The following is an 11,968-nucleotide window of genomic DNA, read 5'->3' on the forward strand; positions in this document are numbered from 1 at the left end:
GTTTGATCCGGCGGCGCTCACGCCAGCCGGTCGAGGTAGCGCAACAGCACGCCTTCGCGCGTCGCCCACGGCGAGACGTCAAGCTCACGGACGTTGAATGCCGCCATCGCCTCGCTGAGGACGATGCCTCCCGCGACGATCTGGAACGTCCGGTCGGTCGTGATTCCCGGCAGCGCCGGCCTCGAATCCGCCGGTATCCGAGCCAACCGTGGCACCCAGTCGTCAAGCCGGTTCCGACGAAGAGTGAGGCGGTCCTCCTCGCCGACGCCGTCGCTCTCCGACCCGGCGAGGCGGGCGAGAGATCGAATCGTCTTCGACGACCCCACGATCTGTCCCGGTTTGCCCAACCCGGAGAACTCGGACCGCGCTGCCTCAAGCACCCCTTTGGCATGGTCGCGAAGCGAATTCTGCTGAGCCTGGGTCGGCGGGTCGTTGTGGAGGAACCCGATCGTCGATCGTCCAGCGCCGAGAGGAAGCGACAGGGCGAGCTCTGGCTCTTCATCCTTCCCGAGCGCGATCTCCAGCGAACCGCCTCCGATGTCGAAGAGCAGGATGTTGCCGGCCGACCATCCGTACCAGCGACGAACCGCCAGGAAGGTGAGCCTCGCTTCCTCCTCTCCACTCAGCACATGCAGGTCGAGGCCGGTTTCGCGCTCGATCAGCGAAAGAACCTCCGGCCCGTTCGCCGCTTCACGAATGGCCGACGTCGCCATGGGCAGCAACTCATCGAGGTTGCTGTCCCGGGCGATTCGCGCCGCATCCCGAATTGCGCCGACGAGCGAGGCGACTCCCTCTTCGGTGATGGAACCGTCGACGTCGATGTAGCGCATAAGCCGGAGCACCGACTTATGAGAAGCCTGGGCAACAGGGCGGGCGCCGCCATGAGCGTCGACAATCAACAGATGGACGGTATTTGAGCCCACATCGAGCACTCCGAGTCGCATACCCTCAGGTTACCGGTCGCTAAACTTGCGCTCATGACGAAGCCCGGGACGCCTGAATTCACCGTGCGTCGTGCGCGCACCGCAGATGTCGCCGCAATTCGTGAGCTGATCGAGCCCCTGGTCGCCGAGCGCATCCTGCTCGGCAAGGAACGTGTCGTCTTCTACGAATCCGTTCAGGAATTCCGGGTGGCCGAGACCTTCGACGGAACCCTCATCGGTTGCGGCGCGCTGCACGTGATGTGGGAGGACCTCGGTGAAGTCCGAACGCTCGCCGTCGCCCCGGGCTGGCTGGGCGCCGGTGTGGGTCGCGCCCTGCTCGAACGGCTTGAAGCGGATGCCCGAGAGCTCGGTCTGTCGCGGTTGTTCTGCCTGACCTTCGAGGTGTCGTTCTTCACCCGAAACGGGTATGGCGAGATCGGTGAAGGCGTCATCGACCCTGAGGTCTATTCAGAGATGGTGCGTTCCTCAGACGAGGGTGTGGCCGAGTTCCTGGACCTCGCCCGGGTGAAGCCGAACACGCTCGGCAACTCACGGATGCTCAAACGCCTCTGACCTGCTCATTCGTTGGCGCTCTTGTGAGTGCGCACCCGTGTGGATAGCTTTTACTCACTGTTTACCCGTCGGGTGAATGGGCGTCATGTAGCGGCCCTAGCGTTGCGGGTGTTGCTGCCGCTGACCCTGGCTTGTGCCGCAATGGAGCGCGCTTGTCGGCGCGCCTCATTCATCCCTCGTTGACTTTCGGGAGACCAATGTTGCTGTCCAAGCGCCTCTGGCGTACCACTGCCTTCGCATCTCTTGTTGGTCTGGCGGCCGCACCCCTCGCGGTGCTTCCGGCTTCGGCCAGCCCCGACGGAACAGGGGTGGTGATTAACGAGGCGTATCTTTCCGGCGGAAGTGCCGGGGCGGCGTACACGAACAAGTTCGTCGAGTTGTACAACCCGACCGATGCGGCTGTCGACATCAACAACTGGTCGCTGCAGTATCGAGCCGCAGCGGGCACCGCGGCGCCGACCAGCGTCGTAGACCTGACAGGCAGCATCCCGGCGAAGGGGTACTACCTCGTCTCCGGCGGCTCGAACGGCGCCAACGGGGCGGCGCTTCCGACCCCGGATGCCTCCCTGACCGGGTTCAACACGTCCGGCAGCGGCGGCACCATCCTTCTTGCCAACGTTCCGACGGCTCTCACCGGTGCACAGCTTCCGGCGGGAACGACGGTGGGCAACCCACTGATTCTCGACGCGCTCGGCTACGGCACCTCGAACACGTTCGAGACGGCAGCAGCGGCAGCGCCGGCGGGCAACACCGACGTCAAGAGCCTGAACCGTACGGCTTTCGCCGACTCCGACCGGAACACGGCGGACTTCAGCCTCTCCGCCACGATCACCCCCCAGAACTCAGCCGGTACGGCGCCGGTTGACCCGGTCGACCCGGTCGACCCCGTTGACCCCGTCGACCCGCCGGTCGCTCCGGCCACGGTTTCCATCGCCGAAATCCAGGGGACCGGCGACGCCAGCCCGATGGCCGGCGCGACCGTCACCACCACCGGTGTCGTCACCGCCGCATACCCAACCGGTGGCTTCGCCGGCTACTACCTCCAGACTCCAGGCACCGGTGGTACTGCTTCCAGCCAGAGCGCATCCCATGCACTCTTCGTCTACTCACCCAGCAGCGTGGCATCCGTCGCTGTCGGACAGTACGTCCAGGTGACCGGAGCGGTCTCGGAGTACTTCGGACTCACTCAGATCACCGTTGCCGAGGCCGCCGCGCTCAAGAAGCTCGACGGCTCAAATGTCGTCGCGCCGGTTGCAGCCGCCATCGCCTACCCGGATTCTGCCGCTGAACGCGAACGTCTCGAGGGCATGTTGATCGCCCCGGCTGGCGACTACACGGTCACCGATGTCTACAGCACGAACCAGTACGGCGAGATCGGCCTGGCCGCATCGACCACTCCGCTCGTGAACCCGACAGTTCTCGGCACGCCCGGATCCGCCGAACACGCGGCAGCCACGGCCCGGTTCGACGCCGAACTCGTCACCCTCGACGACGGCTCCACGATCAACTTCCTCAGCTCGGCCAACGGAGGAGCGAACAAGAACATCCCGCTCCCGTACCTGTCGACCACCGCCCCCGTGCGCGTCGGAGCGCCGGTCGCCTTCACGAAACCTGTGATCCTGGACTACCGCAACAGCAACTGGAAGTTCCAGCCGACCACACACCTGACCGCTGAGAACGCGCCCACCGTCCAGCCTGCGACGTTCGCGAACACCCGTACCGCGGCGCCCGAGAACGTCGGCGGCGACATCTCGCTCGCCACGTTCAACGTGCTCAACTACTTCGCCACCACGGGCGCCGATCGCACCGGCTGCACGTTCTACACCGACCGCGCGGGCAACCCGATCACGGTCAACAACTCGGATGCTCCCGGTTGCCGCGTGCGCGGAGCGGCGAATGCCGAGAACCTCGCCCGCCAGCAGGCCAAGATCGTCACAGCGATCAACGCACTCGACGCTGACATCGTTTCGCTCGAGGAGATCGAGAACTCCGCGGCTGTCGGCAAGGACCGCGACTTCGCGCTCGGCGTCCTCGTCGATGCGCTCAACGCCGACGCGGGGAGCGACGTCTGGTCGTTCGTACCGTCGCCTGCAGCCGTGCCCGCGAATGAAGACGTGATCCGCACCGCGTTCATCTTCAAAGCCGAGACGGTCGACACGGTCGGTGAAAGCCGCATTCTTCTCGATTCACCGGCCTTCACGAACGCCCGCGAACCCAACGCGCAGGCATTCAAGCCGGCCGGCGCAGCAGCTTCCGAAACGTTCCTCGTGATCGCCAACCACTTCAAGTCGAAGAGCAACGGTGGTGCGACCGGCGACAACGTCGACACCGGCGAAGGTGCCTACACAGGTGACCGTACCCGCCAGGCCACAGCTCTCGTTGCTTTCGCGGACGCGCTCACCACCGAGTTCGATACCGAGCGAGTGTTCCTCACCGGCGACTTCAACTCGTACGCCAAGGAAGCGCCGATCGCCGTGCTCGAGGACGCAGGCTACATCAGCCAGGGCGCCAAGACCGGTGAGTACACCTACCAGTTCGGCAAGGCCGTCGGCTCGCTCGATTACGTGTTCGCTTCGGAAGAGGCGAATGCCTCCGTCACCGGCGCCGACACCTGGAACATCAACTCGGTCGAGTCGATCGCCCTGGAGTACTCGCGTCACAACTACAACGCGACGAACTTCTACGCCGCAGACGCCTACCGCTCGAGCGACCACGACCCGATGATCATCGGGATCGACGCCACCGCGACCACGTCGGTCGTGAACCTGCTGAACATCAATGACTTCCACGGGCGGATCGACGCCAATACCGTGAAGTTCGCCGGAACGGTTGAGTCGCTGAAGGCCCAGTTCGGCCCGGACCAGTCGTTGTTCCTCTCCGCGGGTGACAACATCGGCGCCTCGTTGTTTGCGTCATCGTCGCTTCAGGACCAGCCCACGATCGACGTTCTCAACGCGCTGAGCCTCGCCGCGTCGGCCGTCGGCAACCACGAGTTCGACCAGGGCTACGACGATCTCGTCAACCGCGTCATCAACGGCGGGCAGAACGCCCGCTTCGACTATCTGGGCGCGAATGTCTACCAGAAGGGCACGACGACTCCCGCGCTCGACGAGTACGCCGTCTTCCAGGTCGATGGAGTGGACGTCGCCGTCATCGGCGCCGTGACTGAGGAGACCCGCACGCTCGTCTCACCAGCCGGCGTTGCGAATCTTGACTTCGGCGACCCGGTCGAAGCCGTGAACCGAGTCGCGGCACAGCTGACCGACGGGAACGAGGGCAACGGTGAAGCAGACGTGATCGTGGCCGAGTACCACGAAGGTTCCGGGCTGGCCAACGGCTCGACGCTTGAGCAGGCAATCCTGGCCGGAGGCGCCTTCGCCGACATCGTGTCGAAGACCACGGCGGAGGTCGACGCGATCTTCACCGGTCACACTCACATGGAGTACGTGTGGGATGCCCCGATCCCCGGTATGCCAGGCGAGACCAGGCCGATCGTGCAGACGGGAAGCTATGGCGCGAACATCGGCCAGGTCGTACTGACGGTGAACGACGCCAACGGCGACGTTCTCGAGTACGAAGCCCGCAACGTCGATCGGCTCACCACAGCGGATGCTGACCTCATCGCGGCGCACCCCGCCGTTGCTGAAGTCAACCGGATCGTGCAGGCAGCCATCGCGGAGTCAAACATCATCGGGCAACGAGTCATCGGATCGGCCACCGCGCCCATCACCACCGCATTCGCCAACGGAAGAAGGGATGACCGCTCGGCCGAGTCCACCCTCGGCAACTTCGTCGCGAACGCGCTCGTCGACTCGCTCGCATCCGCCGACCGGGGAGGCGCCGAGATCGGCATCGTCAACCCGGGTGGGCTGCGTGCCGACATTGACGCCGGCGACATCACGTACGCCGAGGCCAATGCGGTCCTTCCCTTCCTCAACAATCTGTGGACGACGTCCCTCACCGGGGCACAGTTCAAGATCATGCTGGAACAGCAGTGGCAGACCAACGCCGACGGATCCATTCCGTCGCGTCCGTACCTGCAGCTCGGACTGTCAGACAACGTGAGCTACACCTTCGACCCTGCACGTGCACAGGGCGACCGCATCACCAGCATCACGGTGAACGGCCTACCGATCGCCGCGGCCGGGACCTACCGGATCGGTTCGTTCAGCTTCCTGCTTCAAGGCGGCGACAACTTCCGGATCTTCACCGAAGGCACGGATACGCGAGACTCCGGTCTCGTCGACCGTGACGCGTGGATTGACTACATCACTGCCAACAGCCCGGTCTCGCCGAGCTTCGATCGTCGTGCAGTCCAGGTCACCGGAATCCCGACCGGGCCAGTGGTCGAAGGCAGCACGGTCACGTTGAACCTCGCGAAGCTCGACCTGACCTCCCTCGGTAGCCCGGTGAACACACTCGTCACCGCCGCCATCGACGGAGTAGTCGTTGCCACCACGCCGGTGACAGCAGGAGCAGCGACGGTGTCGTTCACGGTTCCGGCGGGTGCCGGCGACAAGACGCTGACCATCATCGCGCAGGAGTCGGGCACGACCGTCACCGTGCCTCTGACCGTCGCGGCGGCGGCGCCGCCCGAACCGGCGACCGATCAGGAGATCGAGCAGGCCGTCAAGGACCTGATCGACGTTTCAGGTGAGCTCGTCCGAGGCGAGACCATCACGATCCAGCTCGCGCCCGAGTGGGCGGGTACCTCCGTGTCAGTCTGGCTGCACTCCGAGCCGATTCTGCTGAGCGACGGCCTCCAGCAGGTCGACGCAAACGGGCAGGTCACCGTGACCGTTCCAGAGGACGCGCCGAAGGGCAAGCACCGGTTGGTGGTGCTCGATGAAGACGGCACTGTCATCTCGTGGACCGAGATCCGGATCAAGCCGGTGAAGGGTGGACCGGACGGGCCCCGTCGCTAGCGACACAGGCAATACTCGATCCGCCTGACGCGCGGAGGGACGCAATCGCTACCCTCCGCGCGTCTTCGTCTGCGGGCATCCACCCGCTGGCTATCCTGAATCCATGTCGACCAACGAACGCAGCGCGCGCGAACCAAAGAGCGTCTACGTACGCCGGCGGCTCTGGGTTCTCGCCGGATTCATCGCCGTTGTCGCGATCATTGGACTCGTGATCTGGAAGCCTGGATCGACGTCGGGCGCCGCACCGCAGGAGCCGCCCAGCACCAAGGTTTCTTCATCGGCCGCATCGACCCCCACGCCGACTCCCGGCGCAGCGACTGAGTGCGACGAGGGCGATGTCGTCGTCGAAGCGCTCACCGACAAGGACACTTATGCCGCGGGGGAGCTCCCGCAACTCTCGCTCCGGATCGCTAACACGAGCGACGCGGCGTGCGGTGTCAATGTGGGAACCGCCGCCCAGGTCTTCACCGTCACGAGCGGTGACGACATCTATTGGACGTCGACGGACTGCCAGGTCGAGCCGGCGGATGCCGTCGTGACCCTGGAGGCAGGACAGGTCGTCGCCTCCACCGCACCGGTCCAGTGGGACCGCACTCGCTCCACGCCATCGACGTGCGAGGGGGAACGCCCGGCCGCTCCTGCAGCGGGTGCGTCCTACCACCTCAGCACGTCGGTCGACGGATTCGAGAGCGAAGAGTCGAAGCAGTTCATCCTCCTGGGCTGAGCGCTGGCCTCGCCCGCGGCTCGGTTTCGACTGTCGCGGCAAGCGTGCCGCGCCGCTCAACCCGATCGTGTTCGAAAGCTCCGCTTCCGAGCACGATCGCTGCAAAGATGGACAGCATGTCCAAAAAGAAGAAGCAGCCGTCGTTCCGCTCCCAGGTGCTCGCGGAGGCCCTCGAGCAGCAGGACATGGCCGCTGTGGCTTTCGCGCTCCGCAACGACCGAGTGATCGTGCCGCTTCTCACAGCAGGTCAGCGCGACAAACCGACGGATGCGGGCGAGGTCTGGACGTATCGGCAACCGGAATCGGGTCGACTCGCTCTTCTGCTCTTCTCCGATGCGGCGAACAAACCTGCCGCGCTTCCGCCGACCGTCGGGCTGCAGGACGGTGTCTGGCTGCACACGTTCCTGCGCACGCACGGAAGCGAAATTGAAACCGTTTTCTTCGACATCGCCGGCCCGCATCCGATGCAGGCAACCCCTGATGAACTGCTGCGAGTGCTTGCGCTCTGAACCCCGTGGGTCAGAAGGCCCGATCGAGCTCTTTGTCGAAAGCCGACCCTGCGGCACTTCTGGCTGAAGTCAACGCCTCGCGGATGCTGCCGACCGTCGCATCGACGATGGTGCGGTACCCCAGACGCCGCGCCTCGCCCATACGCTGCTTGGCAGCAGCTACCGGGCGGACCTCGCCGGCGAGTGAGATTTCTCCGAATGCGGCGAAGTCATGGGGGACCGGGTAGTCGGACGCCGCCGAGGCGATCGCGATGGCGATGGCAAGGTCCGCGCCGGGTTCGGTCAGCTTCACCCCGCCGACGGTGGACACGTAGACATCCTTGTCGTGCAGCTTGATCCCCGCACGTTGTGACAACACGGCGAGCAGCATCGCCACCCGGGAGGAATCGACCCCGTTGGTCACACGTCGGGGATTCGGCATCGGGGTGTCGAGGACGAGCGCCTGGATTTCGACCGGGATCGCCCGTTTACCTTCCATCGACACCGTGACACAGGTGCCGGAGACCGCCGCACCGCGGCTGAGAAACAGGGAGCTGGGGTCAGGGACCTCGGCGATGCCGTCTCCGGTCATTTCGAAGCATCCGACCTCATCGGTCGGCCCGAACCGGTTCTTCAGGGCCCGGACGAAGCGGAGCGAGGTGTGCCGATCGCCTTCGAACTGGCACACAACGTCGACGAGGTGCTCGAGCAGCCGGGGGCCGGCGATGCTGCCGTCCTTCGTGACGTGACCAACCAGCAACACGGGCAGGCCACGCTCCTTCGCTACGCGGATCAGTGTTTGCGCCACCTCGCGAACCTGGCTCGGCTGCCCGGCGATCCCGTCAGAAAGCGGGCTGGACACCGTCTGGACGGAGTCAACGATCAAAAGCTGCGGTTTGACGGCGTCGATCTGCCCGAGCACGACTCCCAAATCCGTTTCAGCGGCGAGGAAGAGGTTGTCGCTGAGTGCCCCGGTACGGCGAGCTCGGAGCTTGACCTGATTGACGGACTCCTCGGCGCTGACGTAGAGCACGCGGGATTTCGCCTTCGCAGCCTTTGCCGCAACCTCGAGGAGCAACGTCGATTTGCCGACTCCGGGTTCTCCGGATAACAGAATCGCTGCACCGGGAACGATGCCACCGCCGAGCACGCGGTCGAATTCGTCGATGCCGGTTGGCCAGTGCGCGACATCCGCTTCGGTGATCTCAGTGATCGGCCGGGCGGAGCGGTCGGCGGAGACCGACGCGGCCGTAACTCTTTGGACGATCCCCGTCTCGACGGAGACGTCGACCACGGTGCCCCACTGCTGGCATTCGCCGCATCGGCCTGCCCATTTCAGGGTCTGCCAGCCGCACTCGGTGCATTTGAAGGTCGAGGTCGGTTTAGCCATGGACCGAGCTTATCTGCGGGCTCCGACAAGCTCGGGAGACACCGGGCAACGGGGGTGAACCGGCGATTTCGCACACACCGTGTGGATCAACTACACTCGACGGCGGTGGCGTGTCCGAGCGGCCGAAGGTGCAACTCTCGAAAAGTTGTGTGTGTGAAAGCGCACCGTGGGTTCAAATCCCACCGCCACCGCCACAGAGAAGGCCCCGACTCCCTGAGAAACACAGGGAAGTCGGGGCCTTCGTCATTCGCACAGTGGCTCCGTCCCCGTTGACGGATGCCACTCGCCGGGCTGCCCCCGCCCTATACTTTGTGTATGCCAATTCCGCGAGGCATCCGCACTCAACCGTCCGCCCTCGAGCCGTACGGAAATGATCTGTGAGCGGCGGTCTTGTCGCCCTGCTGGACGATGTCGCAGCCCTCGCGCGCATAGCGGCCGCCTCGGTCGACGACGTCGCTGCCGGAGCTGCCAAAGCGGGGGTCAAGGCTGCCGGCGTGGTCATCGATGACGCCGCCGTCACCCCGCAGTACGTGTCAGGGGCGGACCCGTCTCGCGAACTGCCGATGATCAAGCGGATCTTCTGGGGTTCGCTTCGCAACAAACTGTTGATCATCCTGCCGGCGCTGCTGCTCATCAGTGCCTTCATCCCGGCGGTCATTCCGTTCATCCTCATGCTTGGTGGCACCTACCTCTGCTACGAGGGTGCCGAGAAGGTCTGGCACAAGCTCCGCGGCGGCCACTCCGCGGAGGAGAAGGTGCCGGCGGTTGAACGGGGCCCCGAGGCGGAGGCGAAGGTGACCAAGGGCGCCATCACCACCGACTTCATCCTGTCCTGCGAGATCATGGTGATCTCGATGAACGAGGTGGCCGGTGAGTCCCTGTGGTCGCGAGCGATCATTCTGGTCGTCGTAGCACTCGCGATCACGATCCTCGTGTACGGTGCCGTCGCGCTCATCGTCAAGATGGACGACATCGGCCTGCACCTGACCACCAAGGACTCTGCCGGCTCCCAGCGCTTCGGCGAACTGCTCGTCAAGGGGATGCCCGCCGTGCTGGCCGCGATCACCTTCATCGGGACGATCGCCATGCTGTGGGTGGGTGGGCACATCATGCTGCAGGGAGCCTACGACCTCGGTTGGCACTTGCCGTATGACCTGGTGCATGTGCTCGAGACACCTGTCGCCGGCATCCCAGTGGTGGGCGGCTTGCTGGCGTGGCTCGTGAACACCCTGTGCTCGGCCGTCCTCGGACTCGCCTGGGGCCTCGTCGTCATGGCCATCCTGCACCCGCTGTTCAAGGTGCTGCCGTTCGGCAAGGGAAAGGGCGAGCACGAGGAAGGCGACGGTCGCGCCGCGATCGCCGGCTATCGGCCGACGAAACGTAACGTCGACTCTGCCCCTTAGCTCGTACCCACCGGCGCCAGACACAGGCGGATCGGTACCAGACATCCCGCCTAGACTGGCGCGGTGACTGATGCCTCTCCTGTTCTCGGACTCCTGCTCGACGTCGATGGCCCGATCGCCAGCCCGATCAGCCGGAGCATCGCGATCCCCAGCATTGCCCGCGACCTGGTCGAACTCGCCAACGGCGGGATCCCGATCGCGTTCAACACTGGCCGATCCGATGCCTTCATCCGAGCTGAAGTCCTGCCACAGCTTCTCGCCGCCGGGCTCGACGCCGACGCGCGGGTGTGGGCCATCTGCGAGAAGGGGTCCGTCGTCGTTCGCATCACCCCGGCCGGTTTCGGCGAGATCGACGTCGATGCGTCGCTGGCCGTCCCTGCTGCGTACGGGGATGCCATCCGCGAACTCGTCAGGACGTCGTACGACGATGTCGTGTTCTTCGACGAGACCAAGCGCGCCATGGTGTCCGTCGAGCAGCGGCTGGATGTCTCCGCTGAGCAGTTCTCCGCTCGACGGGACGCCTTCGATTTCGACGCGGCCGCACAGTTGACGGCGCACGGCCTGGGTTACGAGTGGGGAGACACCATCGTCACCGACGCATCCGGTGCTGTCCCGTTCCGGATCGACCCCACGATCATCTCGACCGACATCGAGTCGGTGAAACTCGGCAAGGACCTCGGCGCGAGCAAGTTCCTCGCGCTCCTCGAGGCCGACGGAGCGGCTCTGCCACTCTCCTGGCGCACGCTCGGCGATTCACGCACCGACTACGCCATGGCCGACTGGTTGCACGAGCAGGGGCACGATGTCGTCCACGTCGACGTTCGCCCAGCCGACGGAGTACCCGAGACGCCGTACCCGGTTCGGCACCACAGCACCCTGATCCATGACGACGCCGGCGCCCTCTACCTGGGCGCCTGGGTAGGGATGCTGCGCGGCGACGTGGACGACGACGGAACCGTCGAATAGAGCCAACGGCGTCAGGATCCGCGGAATCTCGCGGAATACCGGGGCGACACGCCCGGGGCGCATCCCGAATTTGCCAGGTGTTCAGATCGAACGTAAAGTTCTTACTTGTCACCCCAAAGGTGCGGCAGAGCGACTAGCTCGCCGGCCTCATGCGGGACCAAATCCAGGTAAAAGAACAGGCACTCTTGAGTGTCGGCGTTCACTGCCTTAGGATTAACAACCTCCACTCGAAGAAGCTGAAGAAATTCAGTCGATCGATTTGGTGCGCCGACTCTTCGTCGGAGCCCAAAACGGCCGATTTGACAAGAACTTCGAGAGTGGTAAGTTAGAGAAGTTGCCCTGCGGAGCAGCCCGGAAGGGTGAAAAGCAGGAGCATCCGATCCTTGAGAACTCAACAGCGTGCACAATGTCAAATGCCAAATACCCGGCAATCCGACCTTTTTGGTTGGGTACGGATTCCTTTGGAAAACATTTAAACAACAAAGCAAGTCAGTAATGATTTGTTCTGTCAGTTTCAAACTCGCGGCTTCTGAACCTATTCCGGTTCGTTGCTGCAAATAATGTGCCGGTCGCTTC

General features: G+C 64.4%; 8 protein-coding genes and 1 tRNA gene. 7 read left to right on the plus strand and 2 right to left on the minus strand.

Annotation, left to right across the window (positions count from 1 at the left end; genetic code table 11):
- Positions 1 to 17: 17 nt before the first annotated feature.
- Positions 18 to 944, minus strand: a complete 927-nt coding sequence (locus ACLQ62_RS11435; protein WP_411721758.1) for a Ppx/GppA phosphatase family protein — start codon at positions 942 to 944, stop codon at positions 18 to 20.
- A gap of 33 nt (positions 945 to 977) precedes the next feature.
- On the opposite strand from ACLQ62_RS11435, the gene ACLQ62_RS11440 reads away from it, so the two are divergent.
- The 4 genes from ACLQ62_RS11440 to ACLQ62_RS11455 all read left to right on the plus strand — a co-directional run bounded on the left by ACLQ62_RS11440 (position 978) and on the right by ACLQ62_RS11455 (position 7,654).
- Entirely contained in the window at positions 978 to 1,496 is a 519-nt protein-coding gene (locus tag ACLQ62_RS11440; protein WP_411721759.1) for an amino-acid N-acetyltransferase, read from the plus strand.
- A gap of 308 nt (positions 1,497 to 1,804) precedes the next feature.
- A complete protein-coding gene (locus ACLQ62_RS11445; protein WP_411721760.1) occupies positions 1,805 to 6,421 on the plus strand; it encodes an ExeM/NucH family extracellular endonuclease in 4,617 nt (1,538 codons plus the stop codon).
- 103 nt (positions 6,422 to 6,524) lie between these two features.
- Positions 6,525 to 7,145 (plus strand): hypothetical protein, encoded by a 621-nt coding sequence (locus tag ACLQ62_RS11450; protein ID WP_411721761.1) that lies wholly within the window; start codon positions 6,525 to 6,527, stop codon positions 7,143 to 7,145.
- Positions 7,146 to 7,261: 116 nt separating this feature from the next.
- A complete protein-coding gene (locus ACLQ62_RS11455; RefSeq protein WP_411721762.1) occupies positions 7,262 to 7,654 on the plus strand; it encodes an SseB family protein in 393 nt (130 codons plus the stop codon).
- A 10-nt stretch (positions 7,655 to 7,664) separates the two neighbouring features.
- Here the strand turns inward: ACLQ62_RS11455 and radA are convergent, their stop codons facing one another.
- Positions 7,665 to 9,023 carry a DNA repair protein RadA gene (gene radA, locus ACLQ62_RS11460; protein WP_411721763.1) on the minus strand — a complete coding sequence of 453 codons (1,359 nt, stop codon included), beginning with the start codon at positions 9,021 to 9,023 and terminating at the stop codon, positions 7,665 to 7,667.
- A gap of 104 nt (positions 9,024 to 9,127) precedes the next feature.
- On the opposite strand from radA, the gene ACLQ62_RS11465 reads away from it, so the two are divergent.
- The 3 genes from ACLQ62_RS11465 (at position 9,128) to ACLQ62_RS11475 (ending at position 11,392) form a co-directional block, all read left to right on the plus strand.
- Positions 9,128 to 9,217, plus strand: a tRNA-Ser gene (locus tag ACLQ62_RS11465).
- Between the two features lie 183 nt (positions 9,218 to 9,400).
- The gene (locus ACLQ62_RS11470) at positions 9,401 to 10,426 is read left to right on the plus strand and encodes a DUF808 domain-containing protein (protein ID WP_411721764.1); all 1,026 of its coding nucleotides are present in this window, start codon (positions 9,401 to 9,403) and stop codon (positions 10,424 to 10,426) included.
- 63 nt (positions 10,427 to 10,489) lie between these two features.
- The gene (locus ACLQ62_RS11475; RefSeq protein ID WP_411721765.1) at positions 10,490 to 11,392 is read left to right on the plus strand and encodes a hypothetical protein; all 903 of its coding nucleotides are present in this window, start codon (positions 10,490 to 10,492) and stop codon (positions 11,390 to 11,392) included.
- Positions 11,393 to 11,968: the final 576 nt, after the last annotated feature.

Source organism: Mycetocola sp. (assembly GCF_046716805.1).
Classification (GTDB): Bacteria; Actinomycetota; Actinomycetes; order Actinomycetales; family Microbacteriaceae; genus Mycetocola_A.

Coding starts and splice junctions, on each gene's coding strand:
- ACLQ62_RS11440 (WP_411721759.1), top strand. CDS start 978: ATGACGAAGCCCGGGACGCCTGAATTCACCGTGCGTCGTGCGCGCACC.
- ACLQ62_RS11435 (WP_411721758.1), bottom strand. CDS start 944: ATGCGACTCGGAGTGCTCGATGTGGGCTCAAATACCGTCCATCTGTTG.
- radA (WP_411721763.1), bottom strand. CDS start 9,023: ATGGCTAAACCGACCTCGACCTTCAAATGCACCGAGTGCGGCTGGCAG.
- ACLQ62_RS11450 (WP_411721761.1), top strand. CDS start 6,525: ATGTCGACCAACGAACGCAGCGCGCGCGAACCAAAGAGCGTCTACGTA.
- ACLQ62_RS11455 (WP_411721762.1), top strand. CDS start 7,262: ATGTCCAAAAAGAAGAAGCAGCCGTCGTTCCGCTCCCAGGTGCTCGCG.